The organism is Nonomuraea sp. NPDC050394 (assembly GCF_044459065.1).
Lineage (GTDB): Bacteria > Actinomycetota > Actinomycetes > Streptosporangiales > Streptosporangiaceae > Nonomuraea.
Map to the genome: position 1 here is coordinate 26162 of NZ_JBITIO010000009.1, position 26335 is coordinate 52496.

General features: G+C 69.8%; 23 protein-coding genes. 17 read left to right on the forward strand and 6 right to left on the reverse strand.

All coding sequences use genetic code 11. The annotated features are described in order from the left end of the window. Positions 1-63: 63 nt before the first annotated feature. Positions 64-1509 (reverse strand): N-acetylglucosamine/diacetylchitobiose ABC transporter substrate-binding protein, encoded by a 1446-nt coding sequence (gene ngcE, locus ACIBKY_RS31430; protein ID WP_397102223.1) that lies wholly within the window; start codon positions 1507-1509, stop codon positions 64-66. Between the two features lie 165 nt (positions 1510-1674). Between ngcE and ACIBKY_RS31435 the strand changes: the two genes are divergently transcribed. After that, positions 1675-2928: an alkyl sulfatase dimerization domain-containing protein gene (locus ACIBKY_RS31435; protein WP_397102225.1), complete on the forward strand. Its 1254-nt coding sequence runs from the start codon at positions 1675-1677 to the stop codon at positions 2926-2928. 75 nt (positions 2929-3003) lie between these two features. Here ACIBKY_RS31435 and ACIBKY_RS31440 read toward each other — a convergent pair whose 3' ends face one another. Beyond that, entirely contained in the window at positions 3004-3969 is a 966-nt protein-coding gene (locus ACIBKY_RS31440) for a pirin family protein (protein ID WP_397102226.1), read from the reverse strand. A 64-nt stretch (positions 3970-4033) separates the two neighbouring features. Next, positions 4034-4678 carry a GntR family transcriptional regulator gene (locus ACIBKY_RS31445; protein ID WP_397102227.1) on the reverse strand — a complete coding sequence of 215 codons (645 nt, stop codon included), beginning with the start codon at positions 4676-4678 and terminating at the stop codon, positions 4034-4036. Positions 4679-4788: 110 nt separating this feature from the next. On the opposite strand from ACIBKY_RS31445, the gene ACIBKY_RS31450 reads away from it, so the two are divergent. Genes ACIBKY_RS31450 through ACIBKY_RS31490 form a run of 9 tightly spaced genes read left to right on the forward strand, consistent with a single transcriptional unit; the run spans position 4789 to position 16173 of the window. Next, complete coding sequence (locus ACIBKY_RS31450; RefSeq protein ID WP_397102229.1) at positions 4789-6723, forward strand: beta-galactosidase; 1935 nt, start codon at positions 4789-4791, stop codon at positions 6721-6723. After that, complete coding sequence (gene gcvPA / locus ACIBKY_RS31455) at positions 6720-8042, forward strand: aminomethyl-transferring glycine dehydrogenase subunit GcvPA (RefSeq protein ID WP_397102231.1); 1323 nt, start codon at positions 6720-6722, stop codon at positions 8040-8042. The genes ACIBKY_RS31450 and gcvPA overlap by 4 nt, the downstream gene beginning before the upstream one ends. Further along, on the forward strand, positions 8039-9634 hold the full coding sequence (gene gcvPB / locus ACIBKY_RS31460; protein ID WP_397102233.1) for an aminomethyl-transferring glycine dehydrogenase subunit GcvPB: 1596 nt from the start codon (positions 8039-8041) through the stop codon (positions 9632-9634). Before gcvPA ends, gcvPB begins: the two co-directional genes overlap by 4 nt. Before the next feature lie 3 nt (positions 9635-9637). Further along, the gene (locus tag ACIBKY_RS31465; protein ID WP_397102235.1) at positions 9638-10819 is read left to right on the forward strand and encodes an ATP-NAD kinase family protein; all 1182 of its coding nucleotides are present in this window, start codon (positions 9638-9640) and stop codon (positions 10817-10819) included. After that, the gene (locus ACIBKY_RS31470; RefSeq protein ID WP_397102237.1) at positions 10816-11556 is read left to right on the forward strand and encodes an SDR family NAD(P)-dependent oxidoreductase; all 741 of its coding nucleotides are present in this window, start codon (positions 10816-10818) and stop codon (positions 11554-11556) included. Before ACIBKY_RS31465 ends, ACIBKY_RS31470 begins: the two co-directional genes overlap by 4 nt. A gap of 19 nt (positions 11557-11575) precedes the next feature. After that, positions 11576-12871 carry an ABC transporter substrate-binding protein gene (locus ACIBKY_RS31475; protein WP_397102239.1) on the forward strand — a complete coding sequence of 432 codons (1296 nt, stop codon included), beginning with the start codon at positions 11576-11578 and terminating at the stop codon, positions 12869-12871. Further along, the gene (locus ACIBKY_RS31480) at positions 12871-13800 is read left to right on the forward strand and encodes a carbohydrate ABC transporter permease (RefSeq protein WP_397102241.1); all 930 of its coding nucleotides are present in this window, start codon (positions 12871-12873) and stop codon (positions 13798-13800) included. The genes ACIBKY_RS31475 and ACIBKY_RS31480 overlap by 1 nt, the downstream gene beginning before the upstream one ends. Before the next feature lie 10 nt (positions 13801-13810). Continuing rightward, complete coding sequence (locus ACIBKY_RS31485; RefSeq protein ID WP_397102243.1) at positions 13811-14632, forward strand: carbohydrate ABC transporter permease; 822 nt, start codon at positions 13811-13813, stop codon at positions 14630-14632. 2 nt (positions 14633-14634) lie between these two features. Next, a complete protein-coding gene (locus ACIBKY_RS31490; protein WP_397102245.1) occupies positions 14635-16173 on the forward strand; it encodes an amylo-alpha-1,6-glucosidase in 1539 nt (512 codons plus the stop codon). On the opposite strand, the gene ACIBKY_RS31495 is transcribed toward ACIBKY_RS31490, so the two are convergent. Further along, on the reverse strand, positions 16157-17485 hold the full coding sequence (locus ACIBKY_RS31495; RefSeq protein ID WP_397102247.1) for a serine hydrolase: 1329 nt from the start codon (positions 17483-17485) through the stop codon (positions 16157-16159). The two genes, ACIBKY_RS31490 and ACIBKY_RS31495, sit on opposite strands and share 17 nt — an antisense overlap. A gap of 121 nt (positions 17486-17606) precedes the next feature. On the opposite strand from ACIBKY_RS31495, the gene ACIBKY_RS31500 reads away from it, so the two are divergent. Together ACIBKY_RS31500 and ACIBKY_RS31505 are read left to right on the forward strand one after the other, a co-directional pair. Further along, positions 17607-19316, forward strand: coding sequence for an ATP-binding protein (locus ACIBKY_RS31500; protein ID WP_397102249.1), 1710 nt, complete (start codon positions 17607-17609; stop codon positions 19314-19316). After that, a complete protein-coding gene (locus ACIBKY_RS31505; RefSeq protein ID WP_397102251.1) occupies positions 19309-19989 on the forward strand; it encodes a response regulator in 681 nt (226 codons plus the stop codon). Before ACIBKY_RS31500 ends, ACIBKY_RS31505 begins: the two co-directional genes overlap by 8 nt. Positions 19990-20081: 92 nt before the next feature. On the opposite strand, the gene ACIBKY_RS31510 is transcribed toward ACIBKY_RS31505, so the two are convergent. Beyond that, positions 20082-20903, reverse strand: a complete 822-nt coding sequence (locus ACIBKY_RS31510) for a spermidine synthase (RefSeq protein ID WP_397102946.1) — start codon at positions 20901-20903, stop codon at positions 20082-20084. A gap of 53 nt (positions 20904-20956) precedes the next feature. On the opposite strand from ACIBKY_RS31510, the gene ACIBKY_RS31515 reads away from it, so the two are divergent. The 5 genes from ACIBKY_RS31515 (at position 20957) to lat (ending at position 25474) form a co-directional block, all read left to right on the forward strand. Further along, positions 20957-22495, forward strand: a complete 1539-nt coding sequence (locus ACIBKY_RS31515; RefSeq protein ID WP_397102253.1) for a penicillin-binding transpeptidase domain-containing protein — start codon at positions 20957-20959, stop codon at positions 22493-22495. Positions 22496-22536: 41 nt separating this feature from the next. Continuing rightward, entirely contained in the window at positions 22537-23184 is a 648-nt protein-coding gene (locus ACIBKY_RS31520) for a hemolysin III family protein (protein ID WP_397102255.1), read from the forward strand. Next, entirely contained in the window at positions 23181-23546 is a 366-nt protein-coding gene (locus ACIBKY_RS31525; RefSeq protein ID WP_397102257.1) for a PPOX class F420-dependent oxidoreductase, read from the forward strand. Before ACIBKY_RS31520 ends, ACIBKY_RS31525 begins: the two co-directional genes overlap by 4 nt. Positions 23547-23592: 46 nt before the next feature. Continuing rightward, positions 23593-24120 carry an HdeD family acid-resistance protein gene (locus ACIBKY_RS31530; RefSeq protein WP_397102259.1) on the forward strand — a complete coding sequence of 176 codons (528 nt, stop codon included), beginning with the start codon at positions 23593-23595 and terminating at the stop codon, positions 24118-24120. 82 nt (positions 24121-24202) lie between these two features. Continuing rightward, the gene (gene lat / locus ACIBKY_RS31535; RefSeq protein WP_397102261.1) at positions 24203-25474 is read left to right on the forward strand and encodes an L-lysine 6-transaminase; all 1272 of its coding nucleotides are present in this window, start codon (positions 24203-24205) and stop codon (positions 25472-25474) included. Here the strand turns inward: lat and ACIBKY_RS31540 are convergent. Then, on the reverse strand, positions 25446-26261 hold the full coding sequence (locus ACIBKY_RS31540) for a helix-turn-helix domain-containing protein (RefSeq protein ID WP_397102263.1): 816 nt from the start codon (positions 26259-26261) through the stop codon (positions 25446-25448). The genes lat and ACIBKY_RS31540 overlap by 29 nt on opposite strands. Positions 26262-26335: the final 74 nt, after the last annotated feature.

A 26335-nucleotide genomic window follows, 5' to 3' on the forward strand; every position in this document is an offset into this window, starting at 1 on the left:
AGCGTCACCGGGACGGCGAGAAATCCCAGGACGAAACCGTACTTGCGAAGCCGCTCCATCGAGTTACGCGTTCCTGGTCTGCTTGGCGATGGAGGAGTCGGCCTTGATGTCGTCGGCCTTCTTCTGGACCTTGTCCAGGAACTCGTCGACGGTCATCCGGCCGCCCATGAGGATGTTCTGCTGCGCCCAGGCGTAGTCGAACAGCTCCTTGTACCAGCCCTCGAAGCGGGCGGAGGTGATGAGGCTCTGCCCGGCGGCGGTCTGTACCTTGTTGGCCGAGGCCAGGCCCGGGGGCAGGTCGACGCCCTCGGCGGAGCCGTTCACGATGGTGAGGCTCTTGGTCTGCTGGACGAAGCCCTTCGCGCCCTCCTTGGAGAGCATGATGCGCAGGTACTCCAGCGCGCCCTGCGGGTTCTTGCCCTTGGCGGTGGCGAAGAAGACCTCGCCGGTGCCGACCTGGATGGCGCCGTAGGGCATCGTGTCGTTGGCGGTGACGGTGGGGAACGGCGCGAGGGCGTACTCGAAGGTGTCCGGCTTGTCCTTGGCCATCTCACCTTCCAGCCAGGAGCCGGTCGGGTAGAACAGGAACTTGTCCTGAAGGTGCTTGATCTGGGTCTGGGTGTGGTCCAGGCCGAGGTAGGACTTGTCGCTGTACTTCGTGAAGATCTCGTGCCAGGCGGTCACGGACGCCTTGAACGCCTCCGACTTCCAGGCGTTGTCCACCAGGTTGTCGATGTCGATGATGGCCTGGTTGCCGCCGATCTTCGCGGCCTGGTAGAGCATGTTCCACAGCATGTAGTACGGGCCCTTCTGGCCCGGGTAGGCGAACAGCAGGATGCCCTTGGCCTTGGCCTTGTCTCCCAGCGCCTTGAACTCGTCGAGGGTCTGCGGGAGCGTCCAGCCCTCCTTCTCGAAGAGCTTGCTGTTGTACCAGAGCCCGCGGTGGGACACGACGTAGTTGAGCGTCATGTCCTTGCCGTTGAGCTTGCCCTCCTCGAGCGCGGCCGGGGTGACGGTGTCGCGGACCTTCTTGCCCGGGTCGTCGAGCGCCGGGGCGTCCCAGAGCGGGCCCAGGTCGGCGACGTGGCCCTCGGCGGCCAGCGCGGCCACGTCCATGGCCTCGGGGCCGGAGTTGTTGACGACGTCGGGCGCGTCGCCGGCCAGGAAGCGCGGGCGCAGCATGGTGCCGACGTTCTGGGTGCCGGTGTGCTTGATGGAGACGCCGGCGAAGGACTTGGTGTACATCGCCTCGTGGACGAGCTTGGCGTAGTCGTCCTTGAAGCCGCCGGTGAAGATGACGACCTCAAGGCCCTTCTTGGCGTCGACGCCGAAGGGGTTCTTCGGGTCGGAGCCGGCGCTGGAGGCGGGCGCGGGGGCGGAGGCGGACGGAGCCGCGGTGCCGCCGGTGGCGCAGGCTGAGAGCAGGCCCACCCCGGGGCCGGCGACGAACGCGGTCAGGCCGATCCGGCGCAGCAGCTGGCGCCGTGTGATCTCTCCCGGGTGGGACATACGGATCTCTCCTGAAGGGGATCAATTAGGAAAGTTTCCTAAACGTTTTGCCGAACGTATGAATGTCCGGTGACTCCCGTCAAGAGGGCGCAATCGACCCGTGACCTTGTGAGGCGCTTCCGTGACCCCTTGCCTAGAATCGTGTTCTAGAACAAGGTGATGCCCATGATTGAGGAGTACGCGGACCGTATCTGGAACGGTGAGTCGGACGACAGCATCGTGGACACCGGCATGGACGGCAAGGGTGTCCAGCCGATCGCGGACGGGCTCGGGTGGTGGCCGGGCTTCGGCAACGTGATCACCTTCGAGACCGAGGGCGAACTGGTCCTCTTCGACACCAGCAGCCCCTTCTCGGCGGCGCAACTTCACACCGACGTACGCGCCTGGTCGAAGGCCCCGCTGTCCACGGCCTTCTACTCCCACGGCCACATCGACCACGTCTTCGGCACCGCGCCCTTCGAGGAATCCGGACCCCGCGCGACGATCTACGCCCACAAGGCAGTTGTAGCCCGTTTCCACCGGTACGTGCTGACGAACGGCTACAACGCGATCATCAACCAGCGCCAGTTCCAGGCCCCGAACCTGCGCTGGCCCATGGACTACCGTCACCCCGACGTCACCTTCGACGACTCTCTGGCGGTACGGCGCGGCGGCCTCACCTTCGACCTCTTCCACGCGAAGGGCGAGACGGACGACGCGAGCGTCTGCTACGTCCCGGAACACAAGCTCCTGCTGCCCGGCGACCTGTTCATCTGGGTCACCCCGAACTGCGGCAATCCGCAGAAGGTCCAGCGCTACCCGCGCGAGTGGGTCCACGCCCTGCGCCGCATGGCCGCCCTGGACGCCGAGATCATGCTCCCCAGCCACGGCGCTCCCATCTTCGGCCGCGACCGCATCCGCACGGCGCTGCTGGAGACGGCGGAATGGCTGGAGTCCCTGGTCACCCAGGCGCTCGGCCTCCTCAACGCCGGCGCCCGCCTGGACGAGATCATGCACACGGTACGCCCGCCGGCGCACCTGGCCGACCGGCCGTACCTGCGTGCCCGCTACGACGAGCCCGAGTTCGTGGTCAGGAACCTCTGGCGGCTGTACGGCGGCTGGTACGACGGCAACCCCGCCACCCTGAAGCCCGCCCCGGACGCCGCCGTGGCCGCGGCGGTCGCCGGGCTGGCCGGTGGCGCCTCGGTGCTGGCCGACGCCGCGCTGAAGGCCCTGGGCGAGGGTGACGAGCGCCTGGCCGGCCACCTGGCCGAGATGGCGGCGCTGGCCGCCCCCGGCGACCGGGGCGTGCACCGGGTCCGCGCCGAGGTCTTCGGGGCCAGGGCGGCGGGTGAGCAGTCGCTGATGGCCAGAAGCGTCTTCGCCTGGGCGGCGGCGGAATCAGAAAAGCGGACGGAATCAGAAAAGCAGACCGAATAAGCCAGACCCGGAGAAGCAGGGCGTGCCCTGAAAGACTCCGGGTCCGCTGTGGTGGGATGGGCTCGCGAGATGCGGTCAGGCGTGTTCGGCCGGGATGACGCCCAGCCTGCCGGCCTGGTAGTCCTCGAAGGCCTGAACCAGCTCCGCCCGCGTGTTCATGACGAACGGCCCGTAGTGCGCCACCGGCTCTCCGATGGGCTCGCCGCCCAGGACGATCACCTCAAGCGCCGAGCGCGGCGCCGCGGTGAGCGTGATCGCCTCACCCGAGGTGGCCAGTCCGGGCCGGTTGCCGAACCCGTCGAACACCGCCAGTTGCCCGCTGCCGAACGCCGTCTTCTCCGTCCCGGCGCTGCCGTTCCCGGACAGCGCGTACGCGAGCGCGTTGAAGTCCTTGCGCCACGGCAGCGTCAGGCGCGCGCCGGGGCTGAGCGAGGCGTGCAGCAGCGTGATGGGCGTCTGGGTGGAGCCGGGCCCGGCGTGCCCGCCCAGGTCGCCGGCGATCAGGCGCACCAGCGCGCCGCCGTCGTCGCTGCTGAGCAGGACGACGCTGGAGCTGCCGATGTCCTGGTAGCGGGGGGCGATCATCTTCTTGGCCCCGGGGAGGTTGACCCAGAGCTGGATGCCGTGGAAGAGGCCGCCCTTCTGGACGAGCCACTCCGGCGGGGCCTCCTTGTGCAGGATGCCGGCGCCGGCCGTCATCCACTGGGTGTCGCCGTTGGTGATCGTGCCGCCGCCGCCGTTGGAGTCGAGGTGGTCGATGACTCCGTCGATCATGTACGTGACGGTCTCGAAGCCGCGGTGCGGGTGCCACGGGGTGCCCTTGGGCTCGCCGGCGGCGTAGTCGACCTCGCCCATCTGGTCCATCATGACGAACGGGTCGAGGTACTGCGGCTTGATGGCGGCCAGCGCCTTGCGTACGGGGAAGCCCTCGCCCTCGAAGCCGGTGGGCGCGGTCTCGACCGCCAGCACCTTGCGCTGCGGGCCGGTGTGGGCCGGGATGCGCGGGAGGGTGAGCGGGTTCTCGACGGTTACGGCGGGCATGTCGGGCTCCTTCCTGCGGGGTCTGCAGGGCCTAACCCAGTTTATCTTTCAACTATTCCGCGATCTAAGGGGTGGGGATGCGGGACATCATGCGCTCCATCCCGTTCACCCAGTTGTCGCGCAGTGCCCCGGTCGCCTTGTCGAGGTGTCCGGCCATGAGCAGTTCGGCCACCTCGCAGTGCTCGGCCGCCTCACGTTCCAGGGGGGCGTCGTCGCCGGCTATCAGGTGGGCGTAGCGCCGCATGCCGGCCTTGACGCTGGTGATCAGGTCCAGCAGCCGCTCGTTCTGGCAGCCGCTCAGCAGCAGGTCGTGCCACTCGTCGTCGTGCCGTTCTATGATCTGCTGCTCGGCGACCGGGTCGGGGAAGTCGCGCGCCAGCCGGAGCAGCTCGGGGGCGATCTTGCGCAGGTAGCCGGGGTCGGAGGTCTCCAGCGCGAGTGACTCCAGGGCGGCGACGATCTCGCACAGCTCCCTGAACTCCCTCTTGCTCACCGGCGCGAACCGGAAGCCCCTGCCCTGAGAGCTCTCCAGCACGCCCTCGCCCGCGAGTGTGATGAGTGCCTCACGCAGGGGAGTACGGCTGACGCCGAGCTCGCCCGCCAGCGCCGCCTCGTTGATGTCCGTGCCCGCGGAAAAGTCGCCGCGATCGAGCCTTCTCAAGAGCTCGTCCCTGATCTGCTCGCGCAGTGGTCGCCGCTCGATCGGCATGGCACTCCTTCGGTGTGATCTTCCCTGTTCAGCGTAGCGCTTGACGTGATGCAAAATACTGCACTATGAATTCTGTGTACAAAATAGTACACAGCACAAGAGGAGTAAGAGTGGGGCTGACCCGGGTGCCGGGGTTGCTGTTCGGAGGGGACTACAACCCCGAGCAGTGGCCCGAGGAGGTCTGGGCCGAGGACATGCGTCTGATGGCCGAGGCCGGCGTGAACATGGCCACGGTCGCCGTGTTCTCGTGGTCGCGGCTGGAGCCGAGGCGGGGCGAGTACGACTTCGGCTGGCTCGACCGCGTCCTCGACCTCCTGCACGAGCACGGGATCGCCGCCGACCTGGCCACCGCGACCGCCACCCCGCCGCCGTGGCTGGTGCGCGAGCACCCCTCGGTGATGCCGGTGAGCGCCGACGGCGTGCGCCTGGAGTTCGGCTCCCGGCAGGGCTACTGCCCCAGCTCTCCGGTCTTCAAGGACCACGTCGTACGGCTGGCCGAGGCGATGGCCGAGCGCTACAAGGACCACCCGGCGCTGGCCATGTGGCACATCGGCAACGAATACGCCGACCACACCCTCGAATGTTTCTGCGAGGAGTCGGCCCGGCACTTCCGCCGCTGGCTGGCCGAGCGCTACAAGGACGCCGACGGCCTCAACGCCGCCTGGGGCACCTCCTGCTGGGGCCAGCACTACACCGACCTGGCCCAGGTCGAGCCGCCCCGCACCGCCCCCGGCCCCGTCAACCCCGCGCAGCTCCTCGACTGGCGCCGCTTCTGCAGCGACGCCCTGCTGGAGCTCTTCGAGGCCGAGAAGGCCGTGCTGCGCCGGGTGACGCCCGAGGTCAAGGTCACCACGAACTTCATGAGCATCCTGCATGGCCTGGACTACTGGAAGTGGGCCGCCGCCGAGGACCTCGTCAGCGACGACGCCTACCCCGACCCCGCCGACCCGCACTCGCACGTGGCCGTGGCCCTCAGCTACGACCTCATGCGCTCGCTGAAGCGGCAGCCGTGGCTGCTGCTGGAGTCGGCCCCGAGCGCCGTGTCGTGGCGCGAGGTCAACGCGCCCAAGCCGCCCGGCATGATGCGCCTGCACAGCCTGCAGGCGCTGGCCCACGGCTCCGACGGCGTCATGTTCTTCCAGTGGCGCCAGGCCAAGTACGGCCCGGAGAAGTTCCACTCCGCGATGCTCCCGCACGGCGGCACCGCCACCCGGGGCTGGCAGGACACCCTGCGCCTGGGCGCGGACCTGCGCAAGCTCGGTGAGGTCGCCGGTTCCCACGGCGAAGCCGAGGTCGCCCTGGTCCTCGACTGGGACAGCTGGTGGGGCCTGGAGGCGCCCGAGTCGATGCCGTCCAACCGGCTCAAGCTCAAGGACCTCCTGCTGGCCTGGTACGCGCCGCTGCACGCGCGCGGCATCGCCGTGGACCTCACGCCGCCCGGCCGGGACCTGTCCGGCTACAAGCTGGTGATCGCCCCCAATCTCTACCTCGCCGGTGACGAGCTCGCGGCGTACCGGGGAGAGCTGGTCGTGGGGCCGTTCAGCGGCGTGGTCGACGCCAACGACCAGGTGCACGACGGCGGCGCGCCGGGACCGCTGCGCGAGCTGCTCGGCGTGGCCGTGGACGAGTGGTGGCCGCTGCCCGACGGCGTCCGCCAGCCCGTGGAGGGCGGCAGCGCGCACACGTGGGCGGAGTGGCTGCGGCCGATCGACGCGGAGGTGCTGGCCCGTTACCGGGGCGGCGACCTCGACGGGTGGCCCGCGATCACCCGCAAGGGCCGGGCCACCTACCTGAGCTGCCTGCTCGACGACGTGACGCCGATCCTCGACGACGTGCTCGCCCGCGCGGGAGTCCGGGGCATCGAGGTTCCCGAGGGGGTGGAGGCCGTGCGGAGGGGCGCGTACCTCTTCCTGCTCAACCACACCGCCGAGACCCGGCGCGTCACGCTCCCGCACCGCGGCGAGGACCTGCTCACCCAGACCACCCTCCACGGCGAGATCGAGCTCGCCCCCCGAGACGCCATCGTGTTGAAGGAGATCCGTTGACACACCCCTATATCCCGAACACCGAGCCAGGTGTCAGGGCCGAGATGCTGGCCGCCGTCGGCGCGCGGAGCGTCGAGGAGTTCTATGCCGACATTCCGGCCGAGCTCCGGCTGAACCGCCCCCTCGACCTGCCCGCGCCGCTGGTGGCCGAGCAGGATCTCGTGCGCCACATGGAGGGCCTGTTCGCCAAGAACGTGGCCGGGCTGAGCTTCCTCGGGCACGGCAGCTACGCGCACTACGTCCCGGCCGTCTGCGACGAGGTCAACTCCCGCAGCGAGTTCCTCACCGCCTACGCCGGCGAGCCGTACGAGGACCATGGGCGGTTCCAGGCCCTGTTCGAGTACGTGAGCATGATGGGCGAGCTGCTCGAGATGGACGTGGTCAACGTCCCCACCTACGACGGCTACCAGGCGTCCGGCACCGCCATCCGCATGGCCTGCCGCTACACCGGCCGGCCCAAGGTGCTGCTCAGCGGCGCCATCGCCGCCGACAAGCTGAGCAAGCTGCGTGACTTCCTCGGCCACGACATCGAGATGGTCTTCGCTCCGGTCGCCGCCAGCGGCGAGATCGGCGAGGTCGCGATCGACGACACCTTCGGCGCGATCTACCTGGAGACCCCCAACGTCTACGGCGTGGTCGAGACCCGGGGCAAGGAACTGGCCGACCTGGCGCACGCCAACGGCGCGCTGCTCGTCGTCAGCGCCGACCCGATCTCTCTCGGCGTCCTCGCGCCCCCGGCCGCCTACGGCGCCGACATCGCCTGCGGCGACATCCAGCCGCTCGGCATGCACCCGGGCTTCGGCGGCGGCCACGCCGGCTACATCGCCACCCAGGACCACGAGCCGCTGGTCGCGGAGTTCCCCTCCCGCCTGTTCGGCATCGCGCCGACGAAGGTCCCCGGCGAGTACGGCTTCGGCGACGTCTACTACGACCGCACCTCCTTCGCCCACCGCGAAGAGGGCAAGGAATGGGTGGGTACGGCTGCCGCCCTGTGGGGCATCACCGCCGGTGTCTACCTGGCGCTCATGGGCCCGGAGGGCATGAAGGAGGTCGGGGAGACGATCCTGTCGCGTACCCGCTACGCCATGGACGCCCTGGGCCGGCACGTCACCGTGCGGCACAAGGACGCCGTGCACTTCCGCGAGTTCGCGATCGAGGTGCCCTCGTCCGGCGCGCTCCTGGACGGGCTGCGGGACAAGGGGATCTTCGGCGGCGTCGCCCTCGACGACCGCACGGTGCTCGTGTGCGTGACCGAGTGCCACTCCACCGACGACATCGACCGGCTCGCAGCGGCCGTCAAGGAGGTTCTGGGCGCATGAGCGGTCACGGAGAGTCGTTCGCCGAGCTGCCGGTGGCGCCGAAGCCGCCGCTGCGCCGCTTCCACCAGGCCCGATGGGACGAGCCGATCATCTTCGAGCTCTCGCAGCCGGGGCGGCGCGGCATCGCCGTGCCCAAGGCCGAGGGGCCCGCGGTGGAACTGCCCGCGTCGGTGCGCCGGGAGCACGCGCCGAAGCTGCCCGAGATGTCGCAGCTGCACGTGCTGCGGCACTACCTGCGGCTGTCACAAGAGAACCTGGGCTTCGACCTCAACATCGACGTCGGCCAGGGCACCTGCACGATGAAGTACAGCCCCAAGGTCAACGACCTGTTCGCCAAGGCGACCGGGCCGCTCCACCCGCACCAGCACGAGGACACCGTGCAGGGCGTGCTGGAGATCTACTGGCGCATGGAGCGCATGCTGGCGGAGATCTCGGGGATGTCCCGGGTCTCGCTGCAGCCGGGCTCGGGGTCGGCGGCGATCTACGCCAACATCGCGATGATCCGCGCCTACCACGCCGCCAACGGCGGCGAGGCCCGCGACCAGGTCATCACCACGATGTTCTCGCACCCGTCCAACGCGGCCTGCGCCAAGACCGCCGGGTACGAGGTCATCACGCTGATGCCGGACGCCAATGGCCTGCCGGACATCGAGGCGCTGAAGGCGGCCATCGGCCCGCGCACCGCCGCGCTGATGATCACCAACCCCGAGGACACGGGCGTCTTCAACCCGCGCATCAAGGAGTTCGTGGACCTGGTCCACTCGGTGGGCGGCCTGGCCTGCTACGACCAGGCCAACGCCAACGGCATCCTGGGCATCACCCGGGCGCGTGACGTCGGTTTCGACCTGTGCCACTTCAACCTGCACAAGACGTTCTCCACCCCGCACTCCTGCGGCGGACCGGCGGCGGGCGCCTGTGGCGTCTCACCCGCGCTGGAGCCGTTCCTGCCCGAGCCGACCGTCGACCGGGTGGAATCCGACAGTACTGAATTCGAAGGTACTGAATTCGACGGTTCCGGGCGTTTTGTGCTGAAATATCCGGAAAAGTCCGTTGGCAAGATCCGCCCGTTCCTCGGCGTCACCCCGAACGTCGTCCGGGCATACGCATGGATCATGTCGCTGGGCGCGGAAGGACTCCGTCAGGTCGCCGAGACCGCGGTGCTCAACAACAACTACCTCATGCACAAGATCCTCCAGATTCCCGGCGCCTCCGTCCCATGGAACAGCCGCCACGTCGAGCAGGCCCGCTACTCCTGGCAGCAGCTGTCGGAGGAGACCGGCGTGCACTCGGAGGAGATCGGCGTGCGCGCCGCGGACTTCGGCGTCCACTACTGGACCTCGCACCACCCCTACCTGGTGCCCGAGCCCTTCACGCTGGAGCCCACCGAGTCCTACGCCAAGGAGGACCTCGACGAGTACGCCGCGATCCTGGCCCACGTCGCCGACGAGGCGCGCCGGGATCCGGAGTTCGTCAAGGGCGCGCCGTACAACCAGACGATCCACAAGATCGACATGACGTCGCTCGACGACCCCAAGCAGTGGGCGCCCACCTGGCGCGCCTACGTCCGCAAGCACCTGCAGGGTCAGGACTGAGCCATGTTCACCGTGGGGTTGGTGGTCAATCCGGTGGCCGGGCTCGGCGGCTCGGCCGGGCTCAAGGGCAGCGACGGGACGGACGTCCAGCGCGAGGCCCTGGCCAGGGGCGCGCGGCCGCGGGCGGGGGAGCGGGCGGCGCAGGCCGTCCGCACGCTGCTCGCCCGCCGTCCCGGCGTCCGGATCGCCACGGTCCCCGGCCCGATGGGCGTCGAAGGCGCCCACGAGCTGGTACGGCCACCGGCCCCCCGGCACCCGGAGCCCGGCCGGATCGCCGGCGGGGTGGGGCTGACGACGGCGGCGGACACCAGGGCGGCGGTGGCCGCGCTGGCCCACGTCGACCTGCTCTTGTTCGCCGGTGGCGACGGCACCGCGCGCGACGTCCTGGACGCCGTCCGGGAGCTGGGTGAAGCGGCCCCTCCGGTCCTCGGGATCCCGGCGGGTGTCAAGGTCTACTCGGGTTGCTTCGCCCTCAGCGCGGCCACGGCGGGGTTCGTGGCCGCGGACTTCGACGGCACGACGGCCGAGGCCGAGGTGGTGGATCTCGACGAGGAGCTCTACCGCCGCGGCGCGGTCAGTCCACGCCTGTACGGCTCGCTCAGGGTCCCCGCGGCCCGTGCGGCGCTGTCGGGCAGGAAGGCGGGCTCGTCCGCGACGGCCGAGGGGACCGTCGAGGGCATCGCCCGCGAGGTCGTGGCCACGATGCGCCCCGGCATCCGCTACGTCCTGGGTCCCGGCGCGACCACGCTGGCCGTGGGCAGGGAACTGGGGCTGGCCACGACGCTGCTGGGCGTGGACGTGGTCGAGCGTGGCGGCTCGGGATTCGGGGGCGTCGGTGGTGTCGTGGTCGGTGCGGACGTCTCGGAGCCCGAGTTGTTCGAGCTGGTGAGCGGCGAGCGGTCGGCGCTGGTCCTGTCGGTGATCGGCGGGCAGGGCTTCGTGCTCGGCCGCGGCAACCAGCAGGTCTCGCCCCGGGTGCTCGACGCGGTCAGGGACGGCGGAGGGGAGCTGTTCGTGCTGGCCACCCAGCAGAAGCTGGCCGCGCTCAACGGCCGGCCGCTGCTGGCCGACACCGGCGACGACGAGACAGACAGCAAGCTCAGCGGACACGTCCGGGTGATCACCGGTTACCGCGAAAGCACGATCTACCGGATCTGTCCGGCAAGTGAGGAGTTCCAGATATGAGCACGCTCGACGGCAAGGTAGCGATCGTCACCGGAGGTGCCTCTGGCATCGGCCGCGCGACCGCGATCCTGTTCGCCAAGGAGGGCGCGAAGGTCGTCGTCGCCGACATCGACGCCGCGGGCGCGCGGGCCGTGGCCGAGGAGATCGGTGGCACCGCCGTACCGGCCGACGTGTCGCAGCCGGAGGGCTGCGAGCTGATCGTCCGCACGGCGGTCGAGACCTACGGCGGCCTGCACGTGCTGTTCAACAACGCCGGCATCATCCGCCGCACCACCGCGCTCGACCTCGACGTCGAGGAGTGGGACCGGGTCATGGCGGTCAACGTGCGCTCGGTGTTCCTCATGAGCAAGTACGCCATCCCGGCCATGACCGAAGGCGGCTCGATCGTCAACACCGGTTCGGGCTGGGGCCTCAAGGGCGGCGGCAACGCGATCTCCTACTGCGCCTCCAAGGCGGCCGTGGTCAACATGACCAGGGCGCTGGCGATCGACCACGCCAAGGCCGGGATCCGCGTCAACTCCGTCAATCCCGGCGACACCAACACCCCGATGCTGCGTGACGAGGCCAAGCAGCTCAACGAGGACTGGGCGGCGTTCGAGAAGGACGCCGCCGACCGGCCGATGGGTCGCTCGGGTACCCCCGAGGAGATCGCTCAGGCCGTGCTCTTCCTGGCGAGTGACGCCGCCAGCTACATCACCGGATCAGCGCTCGTCGTCGACGGCGGCGGGCTCGCGTAACACCCCTCAGGAGTAAGACATGAAGCGTGCGGCGGCCGTCATCGGCATCCTCGCGATCGCTGCCACGGCATGCAGTGGCGGCGGCGGCGCACCGGGCGTCCCCGGCTCCGGCGGCAAGGACGCCGCCGGCGGCCCGGTGACCATCCGCTGGTCGGCCTGGGGGTCGGCGGAGGACATGAAGCTCTACGAGCCCCTGATCAAGGAGTTCGAGAGCAAGAACCCCAACATCAAGCTCAAGCTTGAGCCGGTGGCCAAGTACGACGACTACCACCCCAAGCTCCTCACCCAGCTGACCAGCAAGACCGCGCCCGACGTGTTCTTCGTGGGCGACGACAACATCGGCAAGTTCGTCCAGGCCGGCGTCCTGACCCCGCTCAATGACAAGCTCGCCGGCGCGGACTCCAAGAGCAAGCCCGAGGACTTCTTCGACGGCGTGTACGGCGGCGCCAAGAAGGACGGCCAGATCTACGGCGTCCCGAACGACGTCAACCCCGAGGTCCTCTGGTTCGACAAGCAGGCGCTCAAGGACGCCGGCATCACCGAAAACCCGGCCGAGCTGTACGCCGCCGGCCAGTGGACGATGCCCAAGTACCTGGAGATGGGCCAGAAGCTGGTCAAGGCCGGCAAGTCCGGTTCCCTGTTCTGGAACTGGTACGGCTCCACGTACAGCATGATCCATGGCTTCGGCGGCAAGGCGTGGGACGGCGGCAAGTTCACCGCGACCACCGACCCCAAGTCCCGCGAGGCGCTGCAGACGCTGGCCAAGGGCTACCAGGACAAGACGTTCGTCTCGATCGACCTGCTCCCGGCGAGCAACGGCGGCAACACGCAGTTCCTCAAGCACAAGGCCGGCTTCTACGCCGGCGGCCGCTGGGTGATCGACATCCTCAAGAAGGGCGGCGACAAGTCCAACTACGACATCGTCCCCTTCCCCTCCCCGGACGGGAAGCCGATGTCGGGCGCCGTGGCCGCCTCCTACCTGGCGATCAACAAGGACACTCCGCACGCGAAGGAGGCCTTCCAGTTCTTCACGAACTTCGTCAGCAAGGAAGGCCAGATCACCCGCATGAAGGGCGGCGGCGCCGTGCCGTCGGTCAAGGGCGCGGAGTCGGTCGTCCTGGACGGCTACCCCGAGCACGCGCAGACCTTGATCGACGTGCGTGACAACGGCTTCGCCAACTACCCGGAGGAGGTCGCGGTGCCGGGCCTGACCAAGGACATCAACGACCACCTGCTGAAGGTCTGGCAGGGCAAGGTTCCCGTCGAGCAGGGCATGACCGAGCTGCAGAAGCTCGTCGAAGGCAAGCTCGGCTAGTGGCGACGCTCACCCGCCCCACGGCCGCCCCGGCCCGGACCTCCGCCAAGAAGGTCCGGAACCGGGACGGCCTGTGGGCCGCCTTCTTCCTCGCGCCGCAGGTCCTCGGCCTGGTGTTGTTCCTCATCGTGCCGCTGCTGTTCGCCGTGGTCCTGGCGTTCATGAAGTGGGACGGTCTCGGCGCCACGGAGTGGGTCGGCTTCGACAACTTCGCCGCCCAGCTGAGCAGCCCGGACTTCGGCAGGGCCGTCTGGAACACGGTCGCGATCGCGCTGATCACGGTGCCCGTGGGCCTGACCCTGGCCGTGCTGGTCGCCGTGGGACTCAACAACCTCAAGGGCAGCAACGTCTACCGCGTGCTGTACTTCATGCCCGTCGTCACCAGCTCGGTCGCGGTCGCGCTGATCTGGCAGGTCATCCTGGCCAACGACGAGAACGGCGTGCTGAACACCACGCTGCAGAACCTGTTCGGCATCACGGGTCCCGACTGGCTGGGCAGCCCCTCCTGGGTGATCGTCTCGATCGCCGCCGTGACCATCTGGTCCTCGCTCGGGCTCAACGTGGTCATCTTCATGGCCGGGCTGCAGACGATCCCGCCGGCGATCTTCGAGGCGTCCAGGATCGACGGCGCGACGGCCTTCCAGACGTTCCGCCGGGTCACGCTGCCGCTGCTGTCACCGACGATCTTCTTCTCCACCGTGGTCGCCGTCATCAGCTCCCTGCAGGCGTTCGACCTGATCTACGTGCTGGTCGACCCGAAGGACAACGAGGGCGCGCAGACGATCGTCTATCACCTCTTCGACCTCGGCTTCAAGAAGTTCGAGTTCGGCATGAGCAGCGCCGCGGGCGTCCTGCTGCTGGTGCTGACGCTGATCGTCACCCTGGTCCAGTTCATGGCGCAGAAGCGCTTCGTCCACTACGACTCCTGAGGGATCCGCCATGCGAACCAGGCAGGTCGCCCTGCACGTCTCGCTGACCGTCGGCGGGCTCCTGATGCTGTTCCCCTTCGTCTGGATGCTGCTGACATCCTTCAAGGGCACGCACCAGATGCTCAACAACCCGACCGACTGGCTGCCCAGCCCGTGGCAGCCGCAGAACTACGGCGACGTGCTCGGTGAGAGCACGATCCTGCCCGCGTACTGGAACAGCTTCTACATCGCCGTCATCAACGTCGCGCTCACGCTGCTGACCTCGGCGATGGCCGCCTATGCCTTCGCGCGGATCAAGTTCAGGGGCTCGGGCGCGCTGTTCGTGCTCTTCCTGGCCACCCAGATGGTGCCACCGCAGGTGACGATCACGGCGCTGTACCTCATGCTGGCCAAGGTCGGCTGGGTCGACTCGCACCTGGCGCTGATCGTGCCCACGATCGTCAACCCGTTCGCCGTCTTCCTGCTGCGCCAGTTCATCCGGGCGGTACCGATGGAGCTGGAGGAGGCGGCCAGGATCGACGGCGCGAACCGCTGGACGATCTTCTGGCGCGTGGTCCTGCCCAACATCAAGCCGGGCCTCGGCGCCATGGGCATCATCGCCTTCCTCGCCGCCTGGAACTCCTACTTCTTCCCGCTGATCTTCCTCAACACGCCCGAGCTGTTCACGGTGCCGCTGCTCCTGGCCACTTACGCCAAGCAGTTCGGCGCGATCGACTACGGCCTCATCCTGGCCGCCTCCTCGATCGCGGTCGTGCCCACGCTGATCGCCTTCCTGATCGGCCAGCGGAAGATCATCAACTCGATGGCCGCTTCCGGCCTCGGAGGACGCTGACCTTGTTCACCCTCGACCTGCGCGAGCGCCCCTTCACCGACCGCGGCTCCCGCCTGCTGGTGATGGCCGCCGACGACGGCTCCCTGTGGATCGCCCGCGCCCAGTACGAGACCCGCCTCGGCGAGACGACCGTCCTGACGGGCCTGCGGCTCTTCCGCGATGACCACGAGCTGCGGGTACGGCAGGCGCTCCCCGACCGGATCGACTTCGAGGACGGTGTGAGCCTGGCCTTCGCCGGCCCGGAGACCCTCGTCCTCGTCGGGACCGGCGCGCACGCGGTCTGGGACCAGGGCGAGGCGGCCGTGGACGGGACGTTCACCCTCGTCGGCGAGGGCGTCCACGAGGACGTCCTGGAGAAGGCGGCCGCCAGGTGGGCGGCGTGGTTCGCCAAGCTGCCCGCCGTCCGCGAGGACCTGCGTGAGCGGGCCCAGATGGCCTGGTGGACGCTCGCGGTCAACCTGATCGACATCAGGGGCCGCGAGTCGCTCGTCCCCTCCAAGTACGGCTACGTCGGCCTGTGGAACTGGGACTCCTACTTCCACGCCATCGCCCTGCGGCACGCCGACCCGGAGCTGGCCCGCGAGCAGATCCGCATCCTGCTGGACAACCAGCGCGAGGACGGGCTGATCCCCGACGTCGTGCACGACCACGGATCGCTGGCGGAGACGACCGACCTGCCCCGCTCCGACCTGGCCCGCCTGGCCGAGCACGTCGGCGGCGAGCCGATCAGGGAGGTCGTGCCGGTCACCAAGCCGCCGCTGACCGCGTGGGCCGTGTGGAAGATCCACGAAGCCGCCCCCGACCGCGGCTTTCTGGAAGAGGTCTACCCGAAGCTGGTCCGCTCTCAGGAGTGGTGGTTCGAGCGCTCCGACCCGGACGGCGACGGCCTGGCCGAGTACCTGCACCCGTACTCCTCCGGCCTGGACGACAGCCCGATCTGGGACCACGGCCCCCGCGCCGAGCCCCCGGACCTCAACTCCTACCTGGCCCTGCAGTACGACCGGCTGGCCGACATCGCCGCCGAACTCGGCCGCCCCGAGGCCCCGGACTGGCGGGCCAGAGCCCAGGCGCTCACCGACCTCATGGTCGGGCGGCGCTGGACGGGCACCCGCTTCCGTACCCTGGTCGGCGAGGTCGTGGCCGAGGTCAGGACCCCGCTGGACCTGATGCCGCTGTTCACGGGCCGCCTGCCCGAGGAGGTCGCCGACCGCCTGGTGGCCGACCTCCGCTCGCCCTCCTTCTGGGGCGAGCGCCCGGTGCCCACCGTGGCCTTCGACGACCCACGCCACGACCCCGACGCCATGTGGCGCGGACCGGTCTGGCTGAACGTCAACTACCTGCTCGCCGACGGGCTGCGCCGTTCCGGGTACGGCGAGGCCGCCGACGCCCTGGTGGCCAGGACGCTGGCCATGGTGCGCGACGGCGGCGGCCTCTACGAGTACTGGAACCCGGAGACGGGCAGGAAGGCGACGCGGGCGACCACCGGCTTCGGCTGGTCGGCCGCTCTCTTCCTGGACCTGGCGATCACTTCGCGAGCTTGACCGCGCCCTGGGCGAGCGCCAACAGCTCGCGTGTCGCGCTGGACGGGAACGGCGCGGCCGGGTTGGCCGCCAGCGTGGTGAGGACGTAGACCTTCCCGTTCGCCGCCCGGTAGGAATGGCCGAGGGCCAGCAGGCCCACCTCCGAGCCGCCCTTGTACCAGGTGCCCTTCGCCAGGCCGCCCGGGTTGACCGACATCACCCGGCCCACGTTCGGGTCTTTGAACCTGCGCAGCTCGGCGTGGGCGCGGGCGATGTCGGAGGGGGAGGCGAACCATTCGATGGTGTCGAGCTCGCGCGGCGGCTTCAGCCATGGGGCGATCGAGGCGAGCGGCACCTTGGCGACGGTGTCACGCAGGTAGGCGCGCTTGGCCGCCGTGCCGAGCGCGAGGTAGGCCTTGGAGTGCTTGGGATAGTCGGCGCCCTTGAGCGTGAACAGCTCCCGGGTGCTGAGGACCGGGAAGTTTCTCTTGTCCCGTGCGCCCCAGGCCCGCATGGTCTTCTCCACGGCCCGCTTGCCCACCTTGTGCAGGAGCATGTCCGTGCCGGTGTTGTCGCTGATGGCGATCATCAGCGTGGCCGCCTCCAGGACGCTGACCTTGCTGCCGTCGGGACGGTCCTGCAACTCGCCGCTGGGCAGGCTTTTCAGCTCCGGCGTGATCGTGAGCTGGGTGTTCCAGGAGAGCTTGCCCTGGCGGATCTGCTTGGCGAGCGCGCCGAGGATGTACAGCTTGAACATCGAGCCGATCGGCCGGTCGGTGTTCCGGCGGATCGCGTGGATCGGGCGGATCCGGCTCCCCTTGATCTCCGCCGCCAGGTAGGCATGCCGGGGTGCCGCCTTGGCGAGACGCTCGTCGAGCTCCTTCCAGGTCTTGGGCTCGGAAGGCGCGGGCAGGATCGGCTCGGCGCCCAGCAGGTCGATCTTGCCGGTGTCGTCGACTCCCAGCGTGACCATGAACTTGTGGCCCGACAAGGTGGCCGTGACCTCGATCTGTTTCGGCCGGGAGCCGTCCACGGCGTTCAGCGTCAGGCCCGCCAGATCCCGGAGGAACGCGTTGACCTCCGCCGGAGGCAGCACGGCGAGGTAGCTGCCGGCGAAGTGCTCCTTGATCTCGGTCTCCGGGACCGGCACGCGCCCGATGGCGCCGAGCACCCAGCGCAACTGCTGCCCGGCGGGCGTCGCGGGGATCTCCACGCCGGGCGAGCCCGTGGCGGAGGGCGACGGACTGGGCGCGGCGCCGGCCTCGGTCGCGACGCCGGATCCGGCCAGCAGAGTCGCGGCGACGGCCAGGGCCGGCAGGGACTTCGATGTCATTCGAGGGAACATGGCTCCACTCTGGTGACGCGGGCCCGCCGTACCCACCACGTTGACCGCACTCTGGTATGCGGTCAACCGCATAGACGTGGCGCATGCCCGCTGAGCAGGATGGATACCCATGAGAGCGTTCGCGAGCGCCCTGGCGGCGCTGTCCGGGGCGAGCCTGATCATCGGCTCGATGCTGGACGGCACGGGCGCCGGCCAGTGGCTCTACATGCTGATCGGCCTGCTCACACCCGTGCTCGGCTGGCTGATCACGCTGCGCCGCCCCGAGATCCCGTACGGCTGGCTGCTGCTGGCCACCGCCTGCTCCCTCGGGGTGGGCACGCTGGGCAGCGCGCTGGCCCGGCACGTCGGCGCGGACGTTCCGGCCAAGTGGTTCGCCGCCGTGTTCGCGGTCTTCTACGGGCTGGTGTGGGTCTACCTGCCGCTGCTGTTCCCGGACGGCCGGCTGCCCTCACGGCGATGGCGGCCGGTCGCCTGGATCGCCGGAGTGGCGATCGTCCTGCACGCGGTGGCGACGACCCTGTCGTCCTTGGACCCGCTCAAGCAGGGCCCGCCCACCCTGTCCGGCCCGGTCGACCTGGTGGCCACGGTGGTCAGCGGGATGGCGCAGATGGTCGTGTACATCATGGCGATCGTCGTGCTCTTCGGGCTGGTCGTGCGGTGGCGGCGCGCGCAGGCGCGGGAGCGGCCGCAGTACCTGTGGATGATCTGCGGGAGCGCACTCGGCGTCATCGGGTTCGCGGTGGTGCTGACCTACCTGGCCGTCGATCACCTGGCGATCGTGAGCATCGGCACCATGACCGTGCTGGCGGCGGTGCCGGGGGCGATCGGCGTCGCCCTGGTGCGGTACCGGCTGCTCGACATCCGGTTCGGCGTCCGGGGCTCCAGGCTCTCGCTCGTCTTCGACATGCGGCCCACGGTGAGCGAACTGCTGTCCGAGCTGTCGCCGGAGCTCCAGGACGCCGAGCCGGGGGAGCAACTGGCGGGGCTGGCGCGGGCCGTACGGGAGGGGCTGGACGTGCGGTGGGCGGAGGTGTCGCTCACGGGCGGCGCGCGGTTCACCGCGGGCGGCAGGCAGGGCGAGGCGACCGTGCGCGAGCGCGTGGCGGGCGGGCTCGGGGAACTGGCCGTGGGGGAGAAGAACCAGGGGCGCTTCACCGCGGAGGACCGGCGGCTGCTGCACGCCTTCGCGGTGCCGGTGGGGCTGGCCATCCGCAGCGCCGCGCTGGCCGGGCGGCTGGTCAACGCCCAGGAGGCCGAGCGGCGGCGGCTGGAGCGCAACATTCACGACGGCGTCCAGCAGCAGCTCGTCGCGCTCATCGCCGGGCTGGAGCTGGCCCGGGCCTCCGGCGGCGGCCCCGAGATGCTGCCGCCGCTGCGCGAGCAGGCCCGCCAGACCCTCGACGACCTGCGGGAGCTGGCCGCCGGCATCCACCCCTCCGTGCTGGCGCAGGGCGGCCTGGTGGAGGCGGTGGAGTCGCGCTGCGCCCGCCTGCCGGTGCCGACGACCGTCCTGGCCGGCCCGGATCTGCGCGCCACCCGCTTCGCCGACGAGATCGAGGGCGCGCTGTACTTCACCGTCAGCGAGGCGCTGGCCAACGCGCTCAAGCACGCCGCAGCCGGGAAGATAGAGGTACGGCTGTCGCGCCACGACGGCCGGCTGCGGGCCTCGGTCCGTGACGACGGCAGGGGGTTCGAGCCGTCCGCCACCGCCCTGGGCGCCCTGGCCGACCGGCTGAGCGCGCTCGGCGGCGGCCTGGAGGTGTCCAGCACGATCGGAAAGGGGACCACGGTGAGCGCCTGGGTGCCGGCACATGACTGAGCCGCTGCGTACGGTCGTGGCCGACGACCACTACCTGGTGCGCGAGGGCACCAGGCGGCTGCTGGAGACGTCGGGGCGGGTGGAGGTGGTGGCCGCGGTGGGCGACGCCGACGAACTGCTCGACGCGGTCCGCAGGTTCGCGCCCGACGTGGTGGTCACCGACATCAGGATGCCGGGCGGCGGCTGGCGGGCCGGGTTCGAGGGCATCGACGCGGCCCACGCCGTCCGGTCGGCCCATCCCGGGGTCGGGGTGGTGGTGCTGTCGCAGTTCGGCGACGCGCTGTACGCCTTCGAGCTGTTCAAGAAGGGCACCGAGGGCTTCGCGTACCTGCTGAAGGACCGGGTCGGCGACCTCGGCGAGCTGCTCGGCGCGATCACCGCGGTGGCCGAGGGCGGCTCGGTGATCGACCCCAAGGTGGTCGAGGGGCTGATGTCGCGGCGGGAGGTGCGCGGCGGGGGCGACTCGCCGCTCGGCTCGCTGACCGGGCGGGAGCGCGAGGTGCTGCGGGAGATGGCGCGGGGGCGGTCCAACCCGGCCATCGGGCGGGCGCTGCACCTGTCGCTGTCGTCGGTGGAGAAGAACGTCAACGTGATCTTCTCCAAGCTCGGGCTGGAGAACACCGGCGACGTCAACCGGCGGGTGGCCGCGGTGCTGGCCTACCTGGAGGGCTGACCCCCCACCCGAAAACGCCCAATCCGCAACCGTCTCATCTGCAACCGTCTCATCTGCAACCGTCTCATCCGTAACGTCTCATCCGTAACGTCTCATCCGAAGACCGACGGGGGCGGTACCGGGGCGAGGACCGGGTCGCCGTCGCGGATGGGGGCGGCGCCGGCGACGAAGTTCGTGAGGGCCTCGCCGTACACGCATCTGGCCTGGGTGAGGCCGCCGGCCGCGCGGCGGGTGAGCAGGTCGACGGGCAGGCCGGTGCGGGAGGCGGCGACGATGAGGTTGCCGAAGCGGCGCCCGCGCATGATGGCGGGCTCGGCCAGCAGCGCGACGTGGCCGTAGGCGGCGGTGACGGTGGCCAGCAGGCGGCGCGCGAAGGACAGGCCCTTGCCGTCCGCGATGTTGATCAGCAGCGTCCCGGTGGGACGCAGCACGCGCGCCAGGTCGGCCAGGTACTCGGCGGTGGCCAGTTCGACCGGCATCGTCGCGGCGGTGAAGGCGTCGAGCACGACCAGGTCGGCGCTCTCGTCCCAGACCTTCTGGGTGCCCTCCCTGCCCCCGGCGACGATCACCTTGAGCTTGGGGACCGAGCGCAGGTCGAGTTGCTCGCGCACGAGGTTGACCAGCAGGCCGTCGGGCTCGATGACGATGTGGCGGGAGCCGGGGCGGGTGGCGGAGACGTAGCGGGGGATGGAGCACGCGCCGCCGCCGACGTGCAGGCAGCTGATCGGCCCGTCGTCCATGACGTCGATCACATCGGCCATAAGCCGCACATATTCAAATTCCAGGAATGTGGGGTCTTGTAGGTCGATATATGACTGAGGTACGCCATCCTTGGACAGCACCCAGCCGTCCTGCCGGTCCAGGTCCCGGAGAAGCTCGACTTCACCGAACGTCACCGGGTACCGGCCGGGCATCGGCTCCCGCTGTCCACGCGCCACTTTCTGTCCCCTTTCCTGGGAGAAACGGTATGCGACGACGAAGGCTGATTGTCCTCCTTATTGCGCTTCTGGCGGTGATGGGGGCGGGAGCCTTCGCGGTCCTCGCGGCCAACAGCACGCACGGAAGCCCGGAGAAGACGGCCGAGTCGTACTTCACCGCCTGGCGCCGCGGCGACGTGCAGGCCATGAGCAGGCTCGTCTTCCAGGTACCCGACGACTTCATGGAGCGGCACCTGAGCCTGTCGCGCTCGCTGCGTGTGGACGCGATCGAGCTGACGCCCGGCACGCTCACGCGGACGGGGGAGGAGAGCGCCGAGGTGCCCTTCACCGGGAGGCGCAAGTTACGCGAGTTCGGCTGGTGGGAGTTCCAGGGCACCTTGAGGCTGGCCGTACGCGAGAAGGGCTGGCACGTCATCTGGGCCCCGGAGACCCTGCACCCGCTGCTGGCGGACAACGGCATCCTGGAGCTGGGCTCGGTGCGGGCGCCCTCCGTCGAACTGGTCACCAGCGAGGGTGAGCGCTTCCCCGACAACAACTACGCCGAGTACTACCTGGAGAAGCTGGCCGACGCCTACCCGCACAAGAAGGGCACCGCGCTGCAGGCGATCAGGCCGGACGACAGCGTCCAGGTGCTGATCAGCAAGGTCTCGAAGCCGAAGACCCAGAAGACCACGCTCTCGCGCGCCGTGCAGGCCGCCGCCGCGCGGGCCCTGGACGGCGTCTCGGACGCGGCCATCGTGGCGATCCGGTCGAGCACCGGCGAGATCGTGGCCGTGGCCGACCGGCTGGAGGGCGGCAGCAAGGCGTTCACGTCGTTCTTCCCGCCCGGCTCGACGTTCAAGGCCGTGGTGGCGGCGGCGCTGATGGGGACGGGGCTGTCCGGATCGTCGCAGGTCGAATGCCCTGCCACCTACCAGATCCCCGGCTTCAGGTCCTTCAGGAACGCCGGCGCCGCCGACCGGGGCACGGTCAGCTTCACCGAGGCGTTCGCGCATTCCTGCAACACCACCTTCGTCGAGGAGGCCACCACCCGCATGGAGCCCGGTGACCTGATCGAGGCGGCCGCGCCCTGGGGCTTTCGCGGCCTGCGGCTGCCCACCGGCGCGGGCGGCTCCTGTGGTCAGATCCCCGAGCCGGAGAAGATGAACCCGGACTGGTTCGGCGAGGCCGTCATCGGCCAGGCGAGCGTGCAGGCGACGCCGCTGTGCATGGCCGCCGTCGCCGCCGCGGTCGAGAGCGGCGTGTGGCGCTCGCCCCGGCTGCTGCCCGCCGACGAGGCGGCCGACCTTGAGGGCCCGCCCCTGCGCGACATCGAGGTGGACGCCGACGTGGCCGAGGGGCTGCGGGAGATGATGCGGGCCGTGGTCGAGTACGGCACCGCCGCCGGCGCCGGCCTGCCGGAGGGCGTGGCGGGCAAGACCGGCACGGCCGAGGTGGACACGCAGAACGAGCACGGCTGGTTCATCGGCTACCGGGACGACCTGGCCTTCTGCGTGTTCGTCCGCAACGGCGGCTCGGGCCGCTCGGCCGCGGTCCCCATCGCGGCGCGGTTCCTGCAAGGACTGTAGGGGTTGCTAAGGGGTACCTAACCTACGGTACCGTAGGTTATATGACGACCACCTTCGCGAAGCCCAGGCTGCGCGGCTGGTTGCACACGGGGGCGCTGCCCGTGACGCTTGTCGCGGGATTCGCGCTCGTGGCACTGGGCCCGACGCTGCAGGCACGGCTGGCCTCGGCGATCTACGCCGTCACCTCGGGGCTGCTCTTCGGCATCTCGGCCACCTACCACCGCGGCACGCTCGGCCCCAGGCTGGCAGAGGTGCTGCGCCGGTTCGACCACGCCAACATCTACCTGATCATCGCGGGCACCTACACGCCCTTCGCCCTGCTCGCCCTGTCCGGCGCCGCCCGCATCGCGGTCGTCTCGGTCATCTGGGGCGGAGCGCTGATGGGCGTACTGTTCCGCGTGTTCTGGATGGGGGCGCCGCGCTGGCTCTACACCGTCCTCTACCTCGCGCTCGGCTGGGCCGCCATCTTCGTGATGCCCCAGTTGCTGGAGGGCGCGGGCATCGCCGCCGTCGTGCTGGTGGCCGTGGGCGGCGTCTTCTACAGCGCCGGAGCCATCGTGTACGGCCTGCGCCGCCCGGACCCGGCACCCGCGTGGTTCGGTTTCCACGAGGTCTTCCACGCCTTCACCATCGCCGCGTACCTGGTGCAGTACATCGCCGTCTCGATCGTGGTGTACTCCCACGTGTGAACCTCGGTGATGAGCGGTACGTGTCGGTGACCTCCTTCAGGCGCGACGGCACCCCCGTGGCCACCCCGGTCTGGTGCGCACGCGACGGCGAGGCGGTCGTGATCTGGACGGTCGCCGACTCGTGGAAGGTCAGGCGCGTCCGCGCCAACCCGCGCGTGACCGTCGCCCCGTGCGACCTGCGAGGCAAGGTGAGCGGCCCGGCCGTGGACGGCAAGGCGGAGATCCTGCCGGCCGGGGAGACCGAGCGGGTGCGCGGCCTGCTGCGGCGCAAGTACGGCCTGATCGGGCGGATCACCCTGCTGGGCAGCCGGTTGAGAAGGGGCGCCACCGGAACTCTTGCCATCCGGATCACCGATATTTGACCCCATCGGGGTCTCCATGAGTGATCTTTCTGGAAAGCATCGGGGCATGGAGCAAATCGCGCGCACGTGGTGGCTCGTACTCATCCGAGGCATCTGCGCCATCATCTTCGGCATCCTCGCGCTGATCTGGCCGGGGATCACGCTGTACGTCCTGGTGATCTTCTTCGGCGCCTACGCGATCGTCAGCGGCCTTTTCTCGCTCTTCGCCGCCTTCGGCCACAACGTGCAGTCGAGGGCCTGGCTCATCATCTCCGGCATCATCGGCATCCTCGCCGGCATCGTGGCCTTCGCCTGGCCGGGGATCACCGCGCTCGCCCTGCTCTACGTCATCGCCTTCTGGGCGATCTTCACCGGCATCGCCGAGATCGTCGCCGGCGTCCAGCTCCGCAAGGAGATCGACAACGAGTGGATGCTCATCCTGGGCGGCGTGCTCTCGGTGATCTTCGGCATCCTGCTCATCATCTGGCCGGCCACCGGGATGCTCACCCTGACCTGGCTGCTCGGCATCTTCGCGATCATCTACGGCATCGCGATGGTCGTCCTGTCCTTCAAAGTGAAGAAGCTGGCGCCGTGAAGCGGTGGGCACGGAAAGTTTACGGGTATTTACGGCATCTATAGGGAAGGTATGTCGTGTCTGGCTCACCCGGGAGGAAGACATGGATGTACTCGACCGCCTCGCCCGCCATCTCCTCGTCGACGGCTACCGGCTGGTGCTCGACCTAGAACGCAGCCAGGGCTCCTGGCTCACCGACCTGCGCACCGGCCGCAGGTACCTGGACTTCTACACGTTCTTCGCCTCAGCTCCGCTGGGCGTGAACCCCCCGTTCGACGCGGGAACGGCCCGGCTCCTGGGCGAGGTGGCACGTAACAAGCCCGCCAACCCGGACATGTACACCGAGCACCTGGCCGACTTCGCCGACACCTTCAGCCGTGTGCTCGGCGACCCGGAGCTGCCCCACCTGTTCTTCGTGGAGGGCGGGGCGCTGGCCGTCGAGAACGCGCTCAAGACCGCCTTCGACTGGAAGAGCCGGCGCAACGAGGCGGCCGGGCGCGGCCGTACCCTCGGGACCAAGGTCCTGCACCTGACCCGCGCCTTCCACGGCCGCAGCGGCTACACCCTCAGCCTCACCAACACCGACCCGGCCAAGACCGACCGCTTCCCCACCTTCGGCTGGCCGCGCGTCGAGGTCCCCGCGATCCACCACGGCGACGTGGAGGCCGCCGAGGCCCGCGCACTCGCCCAGGCCCGCGCCGCGTTCGAGGCACACCCTCACGACATCGCCTGCTTCATCGCCGAGCCCATCCAGGGCGAGGGCGGCGACAACCACATGCGCCCGGAGTTTCTGCGGGCGATGCAGCGCCTGTGCCACGAGTACGACGCGCTGTTCGTCCTCGACGAGGTGCAGACCGGCGCCGGGACCACCGGCACCCCCTGGGCCTACCAGCAGCTCGGCCTCGAACCCGACATCGTGGCCTTCGCCAAGAAGGTCCAGGTGGGCGGCATCATGGCCGGACGCAGGGTGGACGAGGTCGCCGACAACGTCTTCCGTGTCAGCAGCCGGATCAACTCCACCTGGGGCGGCGGACTGGTCGACATGGTCCGCTCCCGCGCGCTCCTGGAGATCATCGAGCGCGACGACCTCATCGCCCGCGCCGCCACGCTCGGCGAGCAGGCGCTCGAAGGGCTGACCAAGATCCAGGCCGAGCACCCCGACCTGATGTCCAGCGCCCGCGGCCGCGGCTTCATGATCGCCTTCGACCTGCCCGACCCGGCCCGGCGCGACGCCCTGGTCGGCCGGCTGAGGGAGGACGAGGGTGTCCTGGTCCTGCCGTGCGGCGAGCGGTCGGTACGGCTACGCCCCGCCCTGAACATCCCGGAAGAGGACCTGGACCACGGCCTCAAGGCGATCGCACGGGCCCTGGTCTGAGCGCCCGCTCGGGTTCTGGTGTGGGCACCCGCTCGCGTAGGGCGGCCGCGGTGGCCGCGTCGGCCGGCAGGAACGCCTCCAGGTGCAGCTCGGCGACGGTCACGTCCATCGCGGTGGCGAACGAGGTGATCGTGGTCAGCAGCCGCAGCTCGCCGTCCCGTGAGCGCAGCCGCAGCGGGACGGCGAAGCCCAGGTGCTCGGGCCCCGGCGCCGCCGCGGGCAGGTAGGACTCCAGTTCCCGGATGTAGCCGTCCAGCCGCGGGTCTGGGCTGCGCAGCAGCTGGGCCCGCAGGTTCTCCACCACGTGCCGTCCCCAGTCGGCCATGTTGGCCACCCGCGCGCCCATGCCACGCGGATGCAGCGCCAGCCGGAACAGGTTGACCGGCGGCTCCAGCAGCTCCGGCGCCGCCCCCTCGGCGAGGACCTCGAAGGCCGCGTTGGCGGCGAGCAGCTCGCCGTAGGGCCGGACCACCACGGCCGGGTACGGCAGGTGCCCCTCCAGCACGCGCTCCAGCGCCTCTCTGACCGGCTCCAGCACCGGATCGTCCAGACTGGACTCCGGGAAGGCCGGAGCGTATCCAGCGGCCAGCAGGAGCCCGTTGCGCTCGCGCAGCGACAGCCCGAGCGAGTCGGACAGGCGGACCACGATCTCCCTGCCGGGCCGCGAGCGCCCGCTCTCCATGAAGCTGAGATGCCGTTGCGTCGTGCCCGCGCGCCCGGCCAGCTCCAGCTGGCTGACCCGGCGGACGCCGCGCCAGTGCCTCAACGCGCTTCCGAATCGTTCCACAGGCACTTTCTAGCCCAAACCGGGCGCTAGCCACGATTCCCTGCCGGGAATTGCCGCCCCGCGCGCCGCCGAGC

Excerpts from the sequence above, each read along its gene's own strand:
- ngcE (WP_397102223.1), bottom strand. The coding sequence starts at position 1,509 with ATGTCCCACCCGGGAGAGATCACACGGCGCCAGCTGCTGCGCCGGATC.
- ACIBKY_RS31435 (WP_397102225.1), top strand. The coding sequence starts at position 1,675 with ATGATTGAGGAGTACGCGGACCGTATCTGGAACGGTGAGTCGGACGAC.
- ACIBKY_RS31440 (WP_397102226.1), bottom strand. The coding sequence starts at position 3,969 with ATGCCCGCCGTAACCGTCGAGAACCCGCTCACCCTCCCGCGCATCCCG.
- ACIBKY_RS31445 (WP_397102227.1), bottom strand. The coding sequence starts at position 4,678 with ATGCCGATCGAGCGGCGACCACTGCGCGAGCAGATCAGGGACGAGCTC.
- gcvPB (WP_397102233.1), top strand. The coding sequence starts at position 8,039 with ATGAGCGGTCACGGAGAGTCGTTCGCCGAGCTGCCGGTGGCGCCGAAG.
- ACIBKY_RS31465 (WP_397102235.1), top strand. The coding sequence starts at position 9,638 with ATGTTCACCGTGGGGTTGGTGGTCAATCCGGTGGCCGGGCTCGGCGGC.
- ACIBKY_RS31470 (WP_397102237.1), top strand. The coding sequence starts at position 10,816 with ATGAGCACGCTCGACGGCAAGGTAGCGATCGTCACCGGAGGTGCCTCT.
- ACIBKY_RS31475 (WP_397102239.1), top strand. The coding sequence starts at position 11,576 with ATGAAGCGTGCGGCGGCCGTCATCGGCATCCTCGCGATCGCTGCCACG.
- ACIBKY_RS31485 (WP_397102243.1), top strand. The coding sequence starts at position 13,811 with ATGCGAACCAGGCAGGTCGCCCTGCACGTCTCGCTGACCGTCGGCGGG.
- ACIBKY_RS31495 (WP_397102247.1), bottom strand. The coding sequence starts at position 17,485 with ATGACATCGAAGTCCCTGCCGGCCCTGGCCGTCGCCGCGACTCTGCTG.
- ACIBKY_RS31500 (WP_397102249.1), top strand. The coding sequence starts at position 17,607 with ATGAGAGCGTTCGCGAGCGCCCTGGCGGCGCTGTCCGGGGCGAGCCTG.
- ACIBKY_RS31505 (WP_397102251.1), top strand. The coding sequence starts at position 19,309 with ATGACTGAGCCGCTGCGTACGGTCGTGGCCGACGACCACTACCTGGTG.
- ACIBKY_RS31510 (WP_397102946.1), bottom strand. The coding sequence starts at position 20,903 with ATGCCCGGCCGGTACCCGGTGACGTTCGGTGAAGTCGAGCTTCTCCGG.
- ACIBKY_RS31515 (WP_397102253.1), top strand. The coding sequence starts at position 20,957 with ATGCGACGACGAAGGCTGATTGTCCTCCTTATTGCGCTTCTGGCGGTG.
- ACIBKY_RS31520 (WP_397102255.1), top strand. The coding sequence starts at position 22,537 with ATGACGACCACCTTCGCGAAGCCCAGGCTGCGCGGCTGGTTGCACACG.
- ACIBKY_RS31530 (WP_397102259.1), top strand. The coding sequence starts at position 23,593 with ATGGAGCAAATCGCGCGCACGTGGTGGCTCGTACTCATCCGAGGCATC.
- lat (WP_397102261.1), top strand. The coding sequence starts at position 24,203 with ATGGATGTACTCGACCGCCTCGCCCGCCATCTCCTCGTCGACGGCTAC.